The sequence below is a fragment of the Parabacteroides chinchillae genome (assembly GCF_900108035.1).
Taxonomy (GTDB): Bacteria; Bacteroidota; Bacteroidia; order Bacteroidales; family Tannerellaceae; genus Parabacteroides; species Parabacteroides chinchillae.
Map to the genome: position 1 here is coordinate 152,541 of NZ_FNVS01000004.1, position 18,605 is coordinate 171,145.

Annotated in this window: 15 protein-coding genes and 1 riboswitch; of the genes, 3 read left to right on the forward strand and 12 right to left on the reverse strand. The window is 39.0% G+C overall.

Annotated features, from left to right (window positions below):
• Position 1: 1 nt before the first annotated feature.
• Entirely contained in the window at positions 2-1,270 is a 1,269-nt protein-coding gene (gene nusA, locus C4S38_RS04725) for a transcription termination factor NusA (protein ID WP_099464461.1), read from the reverse strand.
• A 3-nt stretch (positions 1,271-1,273) separates the two neighbouring features.
• Complete coding sequence (gene rimP / locus C4S38_RS04730) at positions 1,274-1,741, reverse strand: ribosome assembly cofactor RimP (RefSeq protein ID WP_103982754.1); 468 nt, start codon at positions 1,739-1,741, stop codon at positions 1,274-1,276.
• Positions 1,742-1,887: 146 nt separating this feature from the next.
• Positions 1,888-1,999, forward strand: a riboswitch (TPP riboswitch).
• A gap of 46 nt (positions 2,000-2,045) precedes the next feature.
• Between rimP and C4S38_RS04735 the strand changes: the two genes are divergently transcribed.
• The 3 genes from C4S38_RS04735 to C4S38_RS04745 are packed head-to-tail and all read left to right on the forward strand — an operon-like array spanning position 2,046 to position 5,525.
• On the forward strand, positions 2,046-4,265 hold the full coding sequence (locus C4S38_RS04735) for a TonB-dependent receptor (protein ID WP_103982755.1): 2,220 nt from the start codon (positions 2,046-2,048) through the stop codon (positions 4,263-4,265).
• Between the two features lie 8 nt (positions 4,266-4,273).
• Entirely contained in the window at positions 4,274-4,906 is a 633-nt protein-coding gene (pnuC, locus tag C4S38_RS04740) for a nicotinamide riboside transporter PnuC (RefSeq protein WP_103982756.1), read from the forward strand.
• Complete coding sequence (locus tag C4S38_RS04745) at positions 4,890-5,525, forward strand: thiamine diphosphokinase (RefSeq protein WP_103982757.1); 636 nt, start codon at positions 4,890-4,892, stop codon at positions 5,523-5,525. Before pnuC ends, C4S38_RS04745 begins: the two co-directional genes overlap by 17 nt.
• Before the next feature lie 95 nt (positions 5,526-5,620).
• Here the strand turns inward: C4S38_RS04745 and C4S38_RS04750 are convergent, their stop codons facing one another.
• The 10 genes from C4S38_RS04750 to C4S38_RS04795 all read right to left on the reverse strand — a co-directional run bounded on the left by C4S38_RS04750 (position 5,621) and on the right by C4S38_RS04795 (position 18,405).
• Positions 5,621-5,965, reverse strand: a complete 345-nt coding sequence (locus C4S38_RS04750; protein WP_103982758.1) for a hypothetical protein — start codon at positions 5,963-5,965, stop codon at positions 5,621-5,623.
• 84 nt (positions 5,966-6,049) lie between these two features.
• Entirely contained in the window at positions 6,050-7,522 is a 1,473-nt protein-coding gene (locus tag C4S38_RS04755; RefSeq protein WP_103982759.1) for a DUF3868 domain-containing protein, read from the reverse strand.
• Positions 7,523-7,529: 7 nt separating this feature from the next.
• Positions 7,530-8,087: a DUF3575 domain-containing protein gene (locus tag C4S38_RS04760; RefSeq protein WP_103982760.1), complete on the reverse strand. Its 558-nt coding sequence runs from the start codon at positions 8,085-8,087 to the stop codon at positions 7,530-7,532.
• 69 nt (positions 8,088-8,156) lie between these two features.
• The gene (locus C4S38_RS04765; protein WP_103982761.1) at positions 8,157-10,907 is read right to left on the reverse strand and encodes a fimbrial protein; all 2,751 of its coding nucleotides are present in this window, start codon (positions 10,905-10,907) and stop codon (positions 8,157-8,159) included.
• 18 nt (positions 10,908-10,925) lie between these two features.
• Entirely contained in the window at positions 10,926-11,936 is a 1,011-nt protein-coding gene (locus C4S38_RS04770; protein ID WP_103982762.1) for a hypothetical protein, read from the reverse strand.
• A 260-nt stretch (positions 11,937-12,196) separates the two neighbouring features.
• On the reverse strand, positions 12,197-13,459 hold the full coding sequence (locus tag C4S38_RS04775; RefSeq protein ID WP_103982763.1) for a fimbrial protein: 1,263 nt from the start codon (positions 13,457-13,459) through the stop codon (positions 12,197-12,199).
• Positions 13,460-13,506: 47 nt separating this feature from the next.
• Complete coding sequence (locus C4S38_RS04780; protein ID WP_103982764.1) at positions 13,507-14,610, reverse strand: fimbrial protein; 1,104 nt, start codon at positions 14,608-14,610, stop codon at positions 13,507-13,509.
• A gap of 32 nt (positions 14,611-14,642) precedes the next feature.
• A complete protein-coding gene (locus C4S38_RS04785) occupies positions 14,643-15,605 on the reverse strand; it encodes a FimB/Mfa2 family fimbrial subunit (RefSeq protein WP_103982765.1) in 963 nt (320 codons plus the stop codon).
• Positions 15,606-15,638: 33 nt separating this feature from the next.
• Complete coding sequence (locus C4S38_RS04790) at positions 15,639-17,102, reverse strand: fimbrial protein (RefSeq protein WP_103982766.1); 1,464 nt, start codon at positions 17,100-17,102, stop codon at positions 15,639-15,641.
• A 121-nt stretch (positions 17,103-17,223) separates the two neighbouring features.
• Positions 17,224-18,405 carry a fimbrial protein gene (locus C4S38_RS04795; RefSeq protein WP_103982767.1) on the reverse strand — a complete coding sequence of 394 codons (1,182 nt, stop codon included), beginning with the start codon at positions 18,403-18,405 and terminating at the stop codon, positions 17,224-17,226.
• Positions 18,406-18,605: the final 200 nt, after the last annotated feature.

Genomic DNA, 18,605 nt, shown 5'->3' on the forward strand with positions numbered 1-18,605 from the left:
CTTATTCGTTGTCTCCATCATCCTCAAATTCGGCAGATAAAATAGCAAGTACCTCGTCGACTGTTTGTTCTTCAAGGTCAGCACGTTCCACAATCTCGTCGCGATTCATAGCAAGAACACCTTTTGCTGTATAGCAACCTATGTTCTTAAGCGCATCGATTACCCAGCTGTCTATTTCATCTGCAAATTCATCCAGATAAATATCTTCTTCATCAGCACCTTCTATATCCCGGAATACATCAATTGTATATTCGGTCAACATACAAGCGAGTTTAATATTCAAACCGCCTTTACCGATAGCTAATGAAACTTCTTCGGGACGAAGATAAACCTCTGCCTTACGTTCTTCTTCGTTCACACGTATAGATGAAATCTTTGCCGGGCTTAATGCTCGTTGTATGAACAACGACACATTGGATGTATAATTAATTACATCGATATTCTCGTTTCTTAACTCACGGACAATTCCGTGAATACGAGAACCTTTCATTCCAACACAAGCGCCCACCGGGTCAATACGGTCATCATATGATTCCACTGCAACTTTGGCTCTTTCACCCGGGATACGGGCAATAGCCTTAATGGTAATCAGACCATCATTAATTTCCGGCACTTCCAATTCAAAAAGACGCTGCAGGAACACTTTGTCTGTACGCGAAAGTATAATTTTCGGATTATTGTTATAATTATCCACTCGTTGTACAATAGCACGAACGGTTTCTCCTTTACGATAAAAATCGGTAGGGATCTGTTCCGATTTCGGGAGCAGCAACTCATTTCCCTCATCATCCAGCAACAGAATCTCTTTTTTCCATACCTGATATACATCAGCCGCAATAATAGATCCGATTCTGTCTTTATATTTCGCGTATAAACTATCTTTTTGCAATTCAAGTATTTTAGAAGCCAAAGTTTGACGCAGGTTCAGGATAGCACGACGGCCAAAATCTGCAAAATGTACTTCATCCGTTACTTCTTCACCCACTTCACAGTCGGCATCAATCTTACGGGCCTCGGTCAAAGTAAGTTGCAGGTTAGAGTCTTCCAATTCATCATCTGCTACCACCGTACGGTTTCTCCAAATTTCAAAGTCACCTTTTTCGGGGTTGATAATTACATCATAATTTTCATCAGTGCCAAACATCTTAGCTATAACGTTTCGGAAAGAGTCTTCCAATACGCTAATCATTGTCTCCTTATCTATATTTTTCAACTCCTTGAACTCCGCAAGGGTGTCAATCATACTGATTGTTTCCTCTTTTCTGGCCATAATTTACTTGAATCTTATTAAGTATTTTGTATATTTTATTTCATCAAATGTATACGACTGATCATCCTGCACAGTTACTTTTCGCTTTGCACCTTCCGGTTTGATCTGCTTTTCAACGGTAACAACCACACCGGTTTCATCCGCCGATTTCAGCACACCTGCCAACTTGACTCCGTTTTTAAGCAACATTTCCACTTCATTGCCAATATTCTTAACATATTGGCGAAGAACCTTAAATGCAGATGTGATGCCCGCCGATCCAACTTCCAGTTCATAGTCTTCCACATCCCGGTCCAGATGTTCTTCCAGATAACGGCTCAATTCTGCACAGTCGTCAATACAAACACCCTCATCATTATCAATCTCGACAATAATAAGATTTCCCGGTTTAATAACTATATCCACTAAAAAATTGTCTGAAGAGGCTAATTTTTCCTCGACCAACTGGCTTACTACACTTTTTTCAATCATATACAAACAGTTGAGAACAAAAGAAGGGGACTACCCGCCCCCTCCTCATCTTCGCTTAATCGCTTGCAAATATACAAATTGTCAACGACTTTACAAAGAAATATGTATTTTTTGTGCAAATACTCTTTTTCATTATCTTTGCCACCGAATACAAAGGGGTGCTTGTACCGATTCGTTCTGATAAGGTTGCAGGCTGAGATTATACCCATAGAACCTGATACGGGTAATGCCGGCGCAGGGAAATTGAATCAATACTCACTCCTCCACTATTCAACCATTTCGTTTTAAATAAAAAGGCAAAAGGATGAAAAGTGTTTTAATCGTAATGGCCGCTTCACTGGTCATTCCTAATGTACAGGGCAAATCCCATGAAACGGTAGACTCCCTGAAAATCGCCAAAGACATATCATTGGATGAAGTTGTGATCACCGCTACCAAAGCTGTAAAAGGAACCCCCGTTGCTTACACGGATATTTCCGGAAAAGAGCTTAACAGTAAAAACGACGGACAAGGTATTCCGTATCTTATCTCCCAATCTCCGTCTGTTATTATGACTTCCGATGCTGGAACAGGCATTGGTTACTCCGGTTTCCGTATCCGGGGAACAGATGCAAACCGTATCAACATTACAGTAAACGGGGTTCCCATGAATGACCCCGAATCGCACACCTTGTTTTGGGCAAACATGGCAGACATCGCTTCTTCCGTAGAAAGTATTCAAATCCAACGCGGAGCAGGTACATCTACAAACGGAGCTGCTTCTTTTGGAGCTACGGTTGCCATGCAGACGCAAAAGCCGGCCTTACAACCATACGCCGAATATTCTATTTCAGCCGGTTCTTTCGGTACTGTAAAAAATACGGTAAAAGGCGGAACCGGGCTATTATACGACCATTTTGCTTTTGATGCCCGATATTCAAATATCCGTAGCGATGGCTACATAGACCGCGCTTTCGCCCGGATGAGTTCTTATTATGTATCGGCAGCTTTTTATGCTTCCAATACATTAATCAAATTTCAGACCTTCGGCAACAACGAAAAAACATACCAGGCATGGAACGGTGTACCGGCAGACAAGCTGAAAACAGACCGGACTTATAATTCATGCGGCGCATATGAAGAAGACGGCGTAACCAAATTCTACGATAACCAAACAGACAATTATTGGCAGCACAATTATCAACTAATGGCAAGCCAACGTCTTAACGATTTCTGGAATATGGCACTCACTCTCCATTACACAGATGGTAGCGGCTATTACGAAGATTATAAAGCCGGAGCCAAATATGAAAAATACAAACTTCCCAATTATATTGACCCGTCCGGTAAAGAGGTTAAGAAAACCGACCTTGTCCGCCGCAAATGGTTAGATAACGATTTCTACGGTGCTGTATACAATGCTAATTATCGCAGCGAAAGCATGCAAATAACGTTGGGTGCTGCCGCCAATAAATATGCAGGAAATCATTTTGGCCGTGTTATATGGGCAAAACAAGTTAACAGCCTTCCGAAACCGGATTACGAATACTATCGCAACACCGGAGATAAAACAGATTACAATGCATATGCAAAAGTAAATTATCTCTTCACCGACTATTTTAACGGATATGCAGACCTGCAATACCGAGGCATAGATTATACAATTAAAGGGAACGACGATAAAGCCGGAGACAATCTTTATGTCAATCGTCATTGGAACTTTTTCAACCCCAAAGTCGGATTCAATTTCAACAAAGGATTCCATAATGCATTTGCCTCTTTCTCTGTTGCCCATCGCGAACCCAACCGCGACAACTTCACCGAAGCAGGTATTAATGAACGCCCTGTTCCCGAAAGATTGTTCGACTACGAAGCCGGATACAGCTTCACACATCCACGATTCCACCTGGGTGCCAATTTCTATTTTATGGATTACAACAACCAGCTTATTCTGACCGGAAAAATCAGCGAAATAGGAGAAGCTCTCACATCCAATATAAAAGAAAGCTACCGTATGGGAATTGAACTGACGGCCGGCATAACCATCACCAAATGGTTATTATGGAGCGGGAACGTTACCTGGAGCCGGAATAAGATAAAAAACTTCATCGAAACGGTAAGTAATCTGGACAGCAACTGGGACCCTGTGCCCGGGCAAGAAGAAGTTCAATTTCAATTTGGTTCTACAGATATTGCTTTTTCTCCAAATGTAATAGCAAACAGTATGTTCAATTTTAACTGGAAAAACTTTTCTGCCGGTTTTAATTCGCAATATGTAAGCCGTCAGCATTTGGATAATACATCCAGCAAATCCCGCTCCATCGATCCTTATTTTATCAACAGTTTACGTGTTGGTTACATCATAAAGCCCAAGTTCTTAAAAGAAATCGGGGTGGATGTAACCGTCAATAATCTATTTAATACCGAATACGAAACAAACGGAAACGTATATTCGTCTATCGTAGATGGCAAACGCATCGATTCCGCCGCTTATTTCACACAAGCCGGTATCAATGCCATGGCACGTCTTACTTTAAAATTCTAATTAATAATATGCCAACTATCATTTGCCAACTATCATCTGTCAACTTTTTAGAGTATTTCGGCGTTATCACCGGTTTGCTTTATCTTATTCTTGAGATAAAACAACACCGGGCCATGTGGGTGGTAGGATTTCTCACGTCGCTGGTTTATGTGTTCGTATTTTTCTTCTCAAAAATATATGCTGATATGGGACTTAACATGTATTATGTCGGCATAAGTATTTACGGCTTCTGGCAATGGACCCGGAAGAAAAACAAATTTCTTCCGGAAGAAAATAAAAATTCTTCCGAAAGAATAATATACCGTCATCTGACACCTAAGCTTGCTGTGGGAGTCGGTATCGCTCTATTAACCATTTTTATTATGATCTGGTATGTATTGAATAATTTTACAGATTCTCCGATCCCGATAGGTGATGCCTTCACCACTGCAGTCGGTATCGTAGCTACCTGGATGTTGGCACGACGCATTATTGAACATTGGATATTCTGGATCGTGGTAAATTTCGTTTCCGTTTATCTTTTTTATATACGCGGATTATATCCCACAATGTTTCTCTATATTTGTTACGCCTTGCTGGCCATTGCCGGATGGCATACGTGGAAAAAGAAAGGAATAAAAACAGATGACAGTACCTTATGATTGCATAATTGTAGCAAACGGTAGTTTTCCAACGACAGCCCGTCCTTTGGAATTATTACACCAGACTCCGATCATTATTGCCTGCGACGGTGCTGTACAGGCACTTTATGACAGAGGCCTGGCTCCCACAGCCATTATAGGGGATATGGATAGTATTCCTCTTTCTCTGAGAGAACTATATGCCGACCGCATCCATATTGTAGAAAACCAGGAAATAAACGATCTTACCAAATCTGTTTTCTATGCACATGAAGCCGGATATAAACATATACTGATTTTGGGAGCTACCGGTTTACGTGAAGATCATACACTCGGTAATATTTCTCTATTACTGGAACACGCTCCATTATTCGACAGGATAGAAATGCTTTCCGATTACGGCCTATTTATTCCTTTAACGAAAACAGCAACTTTAACAAGCCGGCCCGGACAACAAATATCAATCTTCTCAATGTACCCTTGCGGAGAAATAAGTACGGAAGGATTACGCTGGCCTATCCATAATCGTAAACTTACCGCCTGGTGGCAAGGAACACTAAACGAAGCTTTAGGTGATACGTTCACCATCACTTTGACAGAAACAGCACGCATAATTGTTTTTTGCGCATCCGGAAAATAAAAAAGCTCCGGAAGCGTCTTCAACAGATCAACTTCCGGAGCAAATACACCCTCAATTTTACAACTTAGTATATAAGATTCTCACGAACCCTTATCTCATGCAGGTAATCTTACCAGCTGAGATTCCTTCCATTCGGAAAATCCTTCGATTACTTTATTCATCCGAAACAACAACCGGTCGTCTGCAACCAGCTTCAAAACAGTATTAGGCGATAAAAGCAAATACATATTATCCGCCGGCAACATAGCCTTTAATAATACGACATCGTATCCGTCACGAACGACTTCCCTTTTTAGCTTAACCGGCACATCCAATGATGCCAAGTAATAAGCAGAACGTTCATAAGCACACCATTCATTGTCCTCAAGATACAAATAGACCCCATCGGAATTATCAATTTCAGATGTCAGAACCCGCTCTACTGTAGTCGAGCTTTCCATATCCCACAATTTTTTACATGCATATTAGTACTACAAATATATTTTCTTTGTCTGCCAGTTAAAGTAGGTAATTACATCAATTTTCTAGTTAAAACTATCAAATAGTACATTATCATCCCGTTTTTTCTGCAATTCTATCAAATTAGCATCCGCTTCTTTCACACCGGCGGCTTTTGCCTGCTTCAACAGGATTTCGGCCTCATCCAAATTACCTTGCATCAGGTTCAAAACACCACGTGAATGAATGGCTTCCGGCGAATTAGCGGCTTTTTTCAAATAGCCTTGTGCAACATCGAAATCTCCTTTTGTCAAAGCAATATTTGCAGCATTCAGATTGGCTACCGGATCATTCGGATAAATACATACAGCTATATCAAATACTTCATTATACTCTTTACTACCGGTTTCATAGCTATTAGCCACTGCAAACATTTCACTCAGGCTTAATTGCTTCGGATTCGTTTTAATCACTTCACGTCCTTCTTCCACAGTAAAGAAACGAACCGTATAATCCACTTTATAATCCGAGCGACGAAGTGAAGGATAAATATTCTGCAAGACATAGCGATAAGGAACGCCACCATCAAGTGCCATCAATTGCGCATCTTTTTTATCAGGATCGATATTGCTTTCGATAATAGCCAGCACTTTATCCCGTGAAGGAACAGACTGATCCGCCAGTACCTTTTCACGGAAACCGCCCCAATCCTCAGAACCATTTTCTGTCAGGATTATCCCTTTTGGGAAATCATGCTTTTTACGGACATATTCGGCCAAAGCTTTTACACGATTTTCTGCCAATACCGTATTCGATTTATAAGAACCTTCCGGTGAAGCATATCCTTTAAGGACAATATCTCTCAATTTTACATTTTTATCGTTCACAATCACACCGATTGAATTATCGATTTTAGACAATTCTGTAGCATTATTACGAAAGTCCGGCAAAATCTGGTATTTGTTTACAACAAACTCCAAGTAAGCTGTACCCACTTCTGCCCGATGTTTTTCAGTTTCTGCCACCGGTGAAATATAAACCAGCGTAGTAGCCACCTGATAACGCTCATCAGGACGCATACGAACTTTATCGGCAACCAACAACGGAGTACCCGGTGTTTCTTTACCACAACCACACAAATCCTGGTCCAAAACCAGTTTGGCATTTTTCATCCAAGGTTCAAAGGGTATATCCAATTTATAATTAACCTGCTGCATTCCATCAGAAACCTTCAACACCGTATAACGAGGTTCATCTTGTAAATTATGCAAAGCAATTTCACGGTTATATACCTTCTGGCGGTTTTTGCCATTAATCAAAACAGAAGGTAAACCATTCTTTTGCGTAGAACTTTCAAGAACAGGAGTTAATGTCAGCGAATTCCTAGACTTTACCACATCTGCAGGAATCATAATAACCGCATCGATATAAAGCCGTCCACCTTTTTCCACCAAATCGTTACAAACAACCTTCACCGGCGAACCAACCGTCTGAGCCATAGCCAGCGGTGAACCCAAAGCCAGCAAGATTACCAGCATACATATATTTATCTTTTTCATCGCTTCGTTATTTAATAAAGTAAATAATAGAAACAGCCGCTTTTGTCACACCAAAATAATCACGTGTTTCAGCAGGCAACTTATTTCCGCAGGTAGCACAAGGATATTCATTATCTTTCATGTGCGCCCAACCAAGACCCAAAGCAGCTTCAATGCTCCATCTATTACTCAAAACCCATTGATAACCATAAGTCAAACCTGCACCATACAAATATCCCTGATAACGGCGGTTTTTCAGACGATCACCCAAAAGGCTAAATCCACCCACATTATAATCTGCATAATGTGCATGTAAACCAAAGAAATGGCCATTGAATTTCTCACATAACCAGTAACGTGCTTCAGGTTGCACCATCCAATGCTTCCACCTGGCCTGGTCACCCATCATCCAGCCATTATAGTTGCCGGATATGTCAAGAGACCATTTTTTACCCAGCCCTATTTCCGCTCCCAAATTTATAGTAGCCGTAGCGTCATAGAGCAAGTTCGATTTCACTGCAAACTTCTGTCCGTATGCGCTCGACATACCAACTAGAAGGAGAAAGAGGAAAAGGACTTTTTTCATATATCTTTTGTTTATATTTTCCAGATTAAAACCAAAACTACAACAAGGTTATTTAAAGCATTGCGTACGTTATTCAACACAATCACGAACACAACGCACAAATCCATATCTTGTATCGGTAGTACGGGTAATTCCTAAACCACCTTCGCTAAAGAAGAAGCCTTCGCATGTACGTCCTAAATAATCTTTACCTGAATTATTTTTACCGGAGAATTTTGTACGGGCTACATAATTCATATAATTCCCGCTTGTTCCCTTTGATATATCCAGCGCTCTCACTAACAAAGTAAGTTCCCGCTGATTCGGAATACGCCAACCTTTCGGACACCCTCCTTGTTCTTCTGTTTTTGGTATATAATTAGGTGATACTCCGTTTACATCACTCCATTTTCCACCTGTCTTATTTTCATTATAAATCAAAAAGGATTTGTATGGCTTTGTGTTTTCAGAAAGTTCAGTGTGCATAGCCAATTGATTACCACCATCAGAAGAACTGCGAAGTGCCTTCTTATCCATATATCTCAATTCCAACTTATCATAATTTTCTCCATTATAAATCTTTTTACTCTTAGACCAAATTTGAATTTTACTATCGTCCGGTTTATCAATCCGGCCTAAATAACGTGCACAACGGACAGAATGCCGATGCCGTTTCTCATATTCAGCATAGTCACTCGTAGAAATGCCTTCTTCCGCCCATAATATATTTCTGAAATTTTCCGCTTCGGCACCTTTGCTATTTGCATAATAATGTAGTGTATTCTCACTATTAGCCGGAAAAAGGATAGCCGCCGGGTCATACGCATCTTGTCCCATAACGAAATCCTGGTATTGAGACAAAGATGGTAAAAACCACTTTATTTCATTTTCCTTAACCTGATCGGAAATATTTCCCATATTTCTGTTACGAGACATACATGCATTATATGCCTTTGTATAATTACTCAAATTTCCTGATAAATAAGGAACACTGTTCCAGTTGGGCCACCGAACTTCCGAATGAGATAATACAGTCAATTCCCTTATCATATTAGCACGCCCATCCGTTGTTTGCCCCCAACCATAAGGATTTCCATAAGAATATTTTCCGTTACCATTGTTACTAACAGCAAATTTTTCAAACATATCCGTCTCATTCACCCACTCTATTCCAATTGCATATTCAGAAGTACCATCTGTCGAATAATAAGTTTGAATAGAACGTTGTGAAATAACATAGGCTGCATCCGTAAGCGAACTACTATTAACACTATCAGAATAAAACTTTGTTTTACAAAGAATCAACATCTCACGATTCGGTTTATTCGCAAATTCCCACCAATTCAAATTATCATAATAATATTCATCAACAAATGCAGTGACAACAAGTTTATTATTTGTATATGAATCTTCATTCTTCAATTTTTCAACTAATTGTTTAATAGTAAGTAAAGAGGAAGATCCGTCTCCCGGATAATTAGCTTTTTGGGTATCATTATCATTATTTACTACAAAATGTATCCAGTTATCATCCAAGTCTGCAGAATTATCGTCCGGCCCTAACACCTGAAAATCATTTACCGGAGTCTTAACTTTGTATGTAGGTTTCCATTTTGCATCAGTTCCTATTATATCTGCTTTTGTAAAAGTCAGTACCCTTGCTTCATAATGAGCATCACACAATTGAATCGGCTGAGTAGCCTCCGTATAAATAAAATTACCATCCGCTACCGATGTCGGTTCCTTCTTAACAACTTCCAATACAATATCATTAATTCCCTTCACTTTAACATTATATGTATACCGGGTATTACGTATTGTTTTGTAATCCTCTAAATTTGAAGCAGAAGAACCGCCATAGCTAGCTTCGCCAAGAGGAATATAATAAGTAACGTCTCCCTCAACTTGTGAAGTAGAAGGCTTTTTGCCCGGATCAAAATCTTGATATTTATCAGCAGGCCCTTTATAATATCCTTTCAAGATAATATAAGTGGCATTCTCCGGCTTTTTACTATACCGCTCTTTATACGAAATAGATTCAGACAAAGTCTTGCGGTTTTCCATCATATAAAACGTGAAACCTTTCTGTCCCACAGCAAAAGGATATTCCTGAGCAGAAAAATAAGAAATATCTCCATTAAAGTCCTCTTCACGTTCAAACAAATAGCACTTGTCCGGTATTTCTGCAACCTGCCATGTCTGAGGCGTAAAGGAACCATTACCAGGAATCTTCGATACTATTTGAAAAGAAACAGAGGCTACTACACGATGTAACCAAATCTTACCGGCGAGTGTTTTTGCTGTCGAAGAAATCGATACGCTCCCCATGGTGTTTCCTTCTGAAGCGACAGAATCATCATAAATACCGGCCATCAAGAACTTACCATCAATCAAGTCGATAGCCTGCTGTGATAAATCGGCTGTAGCCGACAGAAACTGTTCCTTTGTAATACAGTCTTTTAATTTCGCAGCTAATTTGGTATAATTTGCAGATTCCAAATTGGCTACAGCATAAATATAATTTGTACCGGACAAGGTTTTAAATCCTGTTAATACACCTTCACCTGTAGCATCCAGACTAAAAGATTGATATCCGATGCGATCGCCTGAAGTATTAAAGGCAAATACCGTAATATCAGATACACGATCAGCATATTGATCCTGATTTTCCCCCGTTGCACGTGTTATCACCTCCGGCGTATTCGGCATGAACGATAAACTTAACGTAACAGGAATCCCTTCTTCATACGTCTCGCCCTTTTCCACCAGAGCATCCTCATTACAGGAAACAATAAAATATCCTCCGATAATCAATAGTACTATGTATATATATTGTTTCATAAACCAATATTTTTCTTATTAATTAAATTCTATATTTGTATTGACAGAAGGCCGCCAGCTACTGACTTTCCAATTTATGTTCATCTCTGCTTTATCGCTTACCGTCACTTTCACTTGCAAACCATATTTCTTACCGGCTACAACACCATAAGGCTCCATTATTCCATCTTGCTTGATTTTGAATGTCGAAGTTTTTTCCTCTTTACCATCTATCTTATAAGTTATTTCCAAAGCCGTTGCATTTAAACCGGTTTCTTTATTTGCAAATGTGAGGAACGCCTTATCTGGCAAGACATTCCCTCCATCAATTGCAGCAATCTTATTATCAATAATAGAAAGGTTATATTCTAAAGCTTTGTAAGTTGCAATGTTTTTCAAATACCCGCTCTGATTTGCATGCAATAGCCTGCAACTTTTCAATTCTACTTTTTTCACACGTGTCTTAAATTCATCAGAAACGCCTTCCGCATAAACGGCTTCAAAAGAACTGAATTCCACGCACGAAGTAACCTGGTCGACCTTAATTGTTACCTCCTCTGTAGGATATTCACCACCTTGATATTTATCCGGAGTACTGGATACACCTTCTACAGTAAATTCAACAGCCTGAGGCTCTCCATTTACTTTAATCATAGCATCCAAGTCTTTCTTGCTTAGTTCAACGCTTCTCAACCCACTTAAAGTGGACTGTTCTTTCAATGCAGCGGTTGTTGCCTGAGAAGCATTTGCTATGGCAAGTACAGTCAAGTTTTTTCTTACTTTGGTAAGAACCTTACTATCATTATCTGCCCATCCAATAATATTATTACCTTCCAATAGAAAGTAGACAACAGAATTAATTGTTATTTCTGCCTGGGCTGCTCTTGCTTGCACTCCTCCTATATTAAAAGATACATAAGCCATTTTATCGCCGGTTACTATCCCTGGAGTTTCAGTTTTATCCATATCGTTTAATACATCATCCTCGGATGTACAAGCAAACAGGATAACAGCCATAAAAAAGATAGTAAATATTGTTTTTAGTTTCATAACCCTATTATTTATATGCATTTCATTTTCTTTTCTGTCACAAAAGTAGAGCTATTATATAGGCATGGCTATAGGCGAAACTTTCAAGATTAATAGGTAAAAATAGCATACCGGCAGATTGATAGGCACACCCTTTAGATACGATAGAAACACCGTTTTTAAGATTAGGTACGGCCTGTATATATAAAACAAATCATCCCGATGTTTTTTCAAAAACATCGGGATGATTTTATAAAATGATCGGGGAGAAATTTTTATTATCAATTTGCATCATTCTCTGCCTGATCTACAATTTGCCATAGATAGGCAACAACCGCTGCACTTACATAAGCATTCATTTCTATATTATCCTCATCTCTGGAACCTTCACCCGTAATAATAACTTCTATCCGATACACATGATTAGGCTTTACTTTTATTGGCTCATCATTGTCTTTCAGGAGAACGCGGAAATGTCTTTCTTCTTCTATTCCTGCATTTTTAAAAAATCCGGAGATAACCAATGCTGTTTCACATACATTTACATTATCTCCTTTCTCAGGATTAGCAAACGTATATCTGAAAAATTTATCAATAGCAGAATTATCTGTCCAATCACCAACCAGTCCTTTTGTATAACCGGTAGTATATTTCTTATACAAAGCAGGAACCACTTCAGAGCCGGGTTGTATCCAACCAGCCCGGTCTCCAGGTTTAAGTTTGTCAAACATGGCAGATTCATATCCTTTATAATAAACATAGCTTGGGTTGTTTATAGAATTTATAGACGAAACGCTACGGGCATTTGCCAACCACAGTCCTGTTAATTTAAACTCCGCATTCTTATATGTTTCTTCTTGAAAACTTACGGTTATTTTATCTACCTGAATACGGGCAACTAAACGATTTAAAGCTATTGTTCCTGCAGCCTGCTGAGTTGTTTCCGTATAAACGAAAGCGGATGTAGACGATTTAATCCAGTTTTCATTTCTAGTAGTCTGCGTCGTTCCATTTTCTGTCTTTTTCACTGTAGGACGCACGCCTGTGAATTGGATTGTATCGCTTGCCATAGGCAAAACGTCTCCTATCTGGTATTGGTCGCAACTTTTTGTAACAACAACCGTATTAAAGTCGTCCATACTATAGATAGAAGCAACATTATCTGTGGCATTCGCAACCAATACAGCATAGAATTTATCATTTGTAGCACCTCCTTTTTCATCTACCGGGGTAACTTTTATAAGTATATCTTTGATCTCGGATATACCATTCTGGTTCGTCTCATCTTGATAAGCTACACGTTTTCTGGTAGCAGCGTCAAATATAAGGGCTGTCAGACGAGTTATTTTCGTTTCATTGTTCAAATTTTGTTCACCCTTGTCATCCGTTATGGATCTTGTCTGGGTATTCGATTTTGCAACAAACGATATATATGCATCCACCGGTTCCTTCGGTATATTATTATCAATAATATCGTCTTCGTTAGAGCAAGCGCCAAAAGCAATTAATGCCATAAGCGAGAAAAATAAATATCGTAGTTTCATAAATTATTGATTAAAATGTTTGTATTCTTTTTTACCCTTATATTGAATTATTCATAAGAAGCCTCCTGGCGAATATTCCCCCAATTTGCAATAGATACGACACAGTCGAGCGTGATATCCACCGGAGTTGAAGGTATTGGAGGTGTAGGATATTGATCGCCGTCAAAACTATTTTTACCAAATGTAATGCCTATCTGGTAAACATAATTTCTCTTTATATAATTATGATTATATCCTCTATCCTTGCCATTCTCATTAATTGTAACGAAAAATTGTTTTCTTTCAGACAGATAACCGCCTGAGGCCTGCAATGTTGCATCTATCACCAACTGAGTAGCATTTTCACTTGCTCCGTTTTCCATTACATAAGCATAATAAGAAGTATCGGTTATAGGTGTTTCTGCATTTACTGTCCTATTTAGAGTATTCCGGGCAACTTCGTCTGACAAATAACCAGGTATCTCAACCATTCCCCAATCTGCAGCACTGAAGTAACGGGAAGCTGTTTTTACTTTTGACAACCAAATATTATTCACCCTAACCGTACGCCCGGACAGTATCGAACCGGAGAAATTAGTACGGATACTCGCCACATCTATACGGGCTGCAACACGCGTCAACAGGATCGGATCGTTCAAGCCGCCGACATTAGCCTGCGAAGTACCATACCCAATATAATTATCATCCGTATTCGATAGTATAACAGAAATCAGCCGGCTACTCATTGTCAGGTTATTTTGCAATTGCGATGACAATTCTACTATTTTGTTTTCAAATGCAGTATAGTTATTTACATCCTCAAAGGAACCTTGAGGAACATTTGCAACAATGGCAATCTGTACATTACCGGTCTGCATCTCAACATCAGTGATTTCAGCAGTTCCATCGGCCCCAACTGTAGACTGCCACTTAGAGCCTAACACTTGAGTACCATTTTCATTAAATATGATAGCAGTCAAATTATTAATTGCAGCTTCACCCGGCAGTTCATTCTTATCAGCAGCCCGCGTAGCTAAACCTCCTATCGCTTCTACTTTGACCGATATACGCCCTGTTTTTCCTGCTTGCGGTATTTCTGTTTCGTCATTTTTAGAACAAGAAGCGAAAGCTTGCAAAACAAAGAATATCAGTATTATATTTTTCAATTTCATATCGTGATAATTTTCGAATTTATTTAACAAGATCAGAGCTCATGTTCTTCCTTCACCACACCCCAGGGACGTACACTAACTTTAACACCGGAAATCAATCCGTCTTCACCAAACTGAATCAGTACGTATTTTAACTGTCCGGGTTCGACAGTAATCGGATCATCTATCTGATCAGACTCTTTACGTCCAAGCAACTGCTTGTTAAGATTCAATGTCACATCCATTTTTTCACCGGGACAAAGACGATGGTTTTTAGGCGTGTACCATTCTTTACCAATCGTACTCGTACCCCAATCTCCCGCAGGATTATAATAGACACTATCACCAATAGTCTCTCCTTTATAATTATATGAATCCAGGGTACGATTCAAATAGAAATTACACATCGGATCATCTGCTTTCAAGGTACGGGCATTAATAGCATATTGCAAACCTTCTGTCTCAATATGAATCTCTCCCGTACGCGGTCTGACCACAATTGTATCATTTACAGTAATACCATCTCCTACCGAAGCACGAATCACTTCCAGCGAACCAAAATAAAGGTCGTCTGCCGAAGTTGCCATATCGGTTTTAGATGCATCTTCGGGATCTGTCGTACGGTTTATTGTCACTTTCAGATCAACGGCAGTCTTTAAACTTTTCGTAACAGTTGTCTTATCGGCATCATCTATATTTCCCCAAGCAACAACCGTCAATTTTGCATCGGCAGAATAACCGTTCAGAACAATCTCCCGGCGTCCGGCAATAAAGTCCTGGTCAAGTGTGCGCGTTTCCAAATAATTGCCTTTTTCATCGAAAATGAACAGAGAGGCATTAGGCACGTCCCCCGGAACAGCCTCCGTAATGTCATCCCCTTCCGCATTGACAACCTTCAATGTCAATTTATAGCCCGGGCACGGATCAAGATCATCATAAATACTACAACCGGCCAGTAATATCGATATACAAAATGCAAAAAGCAACCGCCTGTTTATAACTGAAATATATTTCATAATAATTTATTTTCCTTCTATATTTATATTACTTTAGTCTACCTCCGTACCACTCATATCTACAATTTTCCAATTGCTAACCTTAACGGCAACACTTGCATAAGCATCTTGCAGCAAATCGAATGGCTTATCCGAGCCTGGTCCACGAATTATCATATTGATTGTATAAAACTTATTTCGTTTTATATATGAATGTTCTATATCCGAGTAGTTTTCAACTTTACCGGTTTTGTTCACAATCAAAGTATAGTAGTAGTCATTTGAAACCTGCATACCTATCTTTTTATCTTTATAAGAAAGCCTGGCCTTCACAACCATAAGTGTAGGCATTTCTCCATCTTGATTTTCATAAACATAAAACATACGTCCAAGCGGAAATCCTCCACCCACAGAAATATGACCGCCATCTTTTTTGCTTGGGTCCAGAACTTCATTGATTGGCAAAAACGCAAAATATCTATTTCGGAAACAAAGATCTACATTCGGTAAAAAATCTTTATATGTCTGATCGCTATTTATAAAATCATACCATAGCAGACTTTCATTCACACTATTCGCAAACTTCTTCATATTTCCGGTTTCATCTTTTACTGCCGGGTTACCACACCAAAACTGCAAAGGGATTTGATTCTTGTCTGTTTCTGTTTTAATTTCCAAAGCTCCACACGCATTTTCAGCTTCCATATAAGACGAATTCTTCACATTCGCCAGAAAAAGGGACAAAGGCATTAATGTTGCATTTTCGCTATATTCATCTTTAGGTTCAAACCGAAGATTAGACAATTGTACCCGGGCTAATGCACGGTATAAAGGAATACCTGCATTTTTATCACCATCAACCCCGATTTTATTTTCCACATCAGCAAGGAGAGTAGTACTGATCACTCCGCTCGTCATTACAATATTTCCATTCAGCTCCCGATCCAAATGGAGAGTATCACCCATAAAAGCATCCAACGTTTTCAGGCCTTCAAATTTTAATACTGGCACATTTGCAAATACCAACAATTTCACTTTACCTGATTTTACAGGAATCTGTCCTAAACTTGTTACACCTCCTTTTTCTGAGGTCACATCCAAAGAGTGCTTCAAAACAATCAGTTCACCGGAAACCATATCCGGATAAGCTCCATCATTAAACACTGCAACTGTCAATGAATTTATATATCCCTCTGTATTTTTCACATCAACAATATCTCCCAAGCTTGATCCCGGATCAATCTCGGCCCGGGTTTGGAAAGCTCTTGTTTGAGCAGATTCATCCTTTACGGCTATCGATAGTGTTGCATCCGGAATATGTTTAACTTCTTCCTGTATTTTATCATCGCCCGAACAAGAGGAAAACAGTCCGCAAATTGATAAGAATAATAGAAAAATATCCAGTTTCATTTGATATATTTTATACATGTTATCTACTTCATTTTTACGATACAAAGATAAGATGCCCACAAGAGGTTGCAGATAGGTGGCTCTCTCTATATTAATAGGTAAATCCATCAACTTTTTCCGATTGATAGGATTGCCTGCATAATGCAATGTTTGCAATGCTTTACCACAAAAAAAGATCCCCCGGAAATTTTACTATCCGGGGGATCTCTCACTATATTAATATACTACCTTATTCAAATTCGGCAGTTTGTTCGATTATTCCATAAGGAGCTACTTTTACGAAGCAATCAAGTGTAGCTGCTACCGGATCCGGGTCAGGAGTGTTGCTACCTGTGCCTGATAATGTCAAATCGATCTGATAACGCATATTGCGATCAATTTTACCAGTTCCTTTGCTTGAATCGGAACCTGAAGAAAATGTACCCGTCTCATTCACAATAATCGTATAGCATCTGTTAGCTAAAGTCTTCTCAACACCATTTGCAGTTGTATACTTAACAGTACCTTTAACAATCAACCAAGTCTTATTATTTGTATTCTGATTTGCATATACATAGAATGAATCTGCCACAGCAAAAGCAGAGCCTTGAGACTGTATGTCCGTAATTACATTGCTTGAAGTATAAGGTTGAGCATAGTAAGCCAACGGATCTGCATCCCCTTTAGAACCTGAATAAAATCCGGTTGTTGTATAATAGGTAGAACCTTTAGCCTCCGTTCCTGCACCAATCAATAAAGTTTGTTTCGGAGCATTTTTCAAATAAACACTATCCAATGTAAATGTAGCATTTTTATATGCAACAGGATCTTTCATTTTTAATGAAATTGTATTTACTACCACCTTCGCTACATTACGATACAAAGTAATATCAACGGAACCTACTTTATTATAACCTCCAATTGAGCTTGCCGCATACAAGTTTGGACCTGTAATTAAAGAGCCGGTTGTTATAACTTCGCTACTCATAGTCAAACCTGCACTAGTTGCAACTTCAGAAACATCACTACCGTCTACAAGGTTCTGAGTTACCGTCTGAAACTCTCCGATTGTTGATTTTCCATTGAAATCAGCAGCTCGTTTATTTGCAATAGCCAACACTTTATAGGTATTACCGGAAATCAAACTATTAACAGTAGGAGTACGTCTGATTGCACCGTTACTGGCTGTTGTATCCTTAACAGCAACAAGACTTCCGTCTGTATTAAAAACGGCAACAACTAACGAGTTGATTTGATCTTCTGTACTGGTCTCGGCAATAGCTCTTGTTTGAGTACTCGAACTAATCCCAATTACCAAAGAAGCATTCCCTTTATCCGGAGTCGGATTTACACCAATAACATCATCTTCCTTAGAACAAGAAGCGAGAATACATGCAATGACAGATGCATAAAGCAAATTTCTCATTTTCATAATTTTAATTATTAATTTTGTGAATATTATTTTTATTTTCCTTTACTATATTATTACGTACAATAATAACTGCAGCTTTTAGAACCTTAGCGGAACTTTGTATACCCTATACAGGTTCGTTGTTTAAGTTTTACGATGCAAATGTATATTCCCCTCAAAAAACAACAGATAGAAAAATGTATCAATTAATATCGGTAAAA

Bases quoted from the DNA above. Each gene is read 5' to 3' on its own strand.
- nusA (WP_099464461.1), bottom strand. From the start codon at position 1,270: ATGGCCAGAAAAGAGGAAACAATCAGTATGATTGACACCCTTGCGGAG.
- rimP (WP_103982754.1), bottom strand. From the start codon at position 1,741: ATGATTGAAAAAAGTGTAGTAAGCCAGTTGGTCGAGGAAAAATTAGCC.
- C4S38_RS04735 (WP_103982755.1), top strand. From the start codon at position 2,046: ATGAAAAGTGTTTTAATCGTAATGGCCGCTTCACTGGTCATTCCTAAT.
- pnuC (WP_103982756.1), top strand. From the start codon at position 4,274: ATGCCAACTATCATTTGCCAACTATCATCTGTCAACTTTTTAGAGTAT.
- C4S38_RS04745 (WP_103982757.1), top strand. From the start codon at position 4,890: ATGACAGTACCTTATGATTGCATAATTGTAGCAAACGGTAGTTTTCCA.
- C4S38_RS04750 (WP_103982758.1), bottom strand. From the start codon at position 5,965: ATGGAAAGCTCGACTACAGTAGAGCGGGTTCTGACATCTGAAATTGAT.
- C4S38_RS04755 (WP_103982759.1), bottom strand. From the start codon at position 7,522: ATGAAAAAGATAAATATATGTATGCTGGTAATCTTGCTGGCTTTGGGT.
- C4S38_RS04760 (WP_103982760.1), bottom strand. From the start codon at position 8,087: ATGAAAAAAGTCCTTTTCCTCTTTCTCCTTCTAGTTGGTATGTCGAGC.
- C4S38_RS04765 (WP_103982761.1), bottom strand. From the start codon at position 10,907: ATGAAACAATATATATACATAGTACTATTGATTATCGGAGGATATTTT.
- C4S38_RS04770 (WP_103982762.1), bottom strand. From the start codon at position 11,936: ATGAAACTAAAAACAATATTTACTATCTTTTTTATGGCTGTTATCCTG.
- C4S38_RS04775 (WP_103982763.1), bottom strand. From the start codon at position 13,459: ATGAAACTACGATATTTATTTTTCTCGCTTATGGCATTAATTGCTTTT.
- C4S38_RS04780 (WP_103982764.1), bottom strand. From the start codon at position 14,610: ATGAAATTGAAAAATATAATACTGATATTCTTTGTTTTGCAAGCTTTC.
- C4S38_RS04785 (WP_103982765.1), bottom strand. From the start codon at position 15,605: ATGAAATATATTTCAGTTATAAACAGGCGGTTGCTTTTTGCATTTTGT.
- C4S38_RS04790 (WP_103982766.1), bottom strand. From the start codon at position 17,102: ATGGATTTACCTATTAATATAGAGAGAGCCACCTATCTGCAACCTCTT.
- C4S38_RS04795 (WP_103982767.1), bottom strand. From the start codon at position 18,405: ATGAAAATGAGAAATTTGCTTTATGCATCTGTCATTGCATGTATTCTC.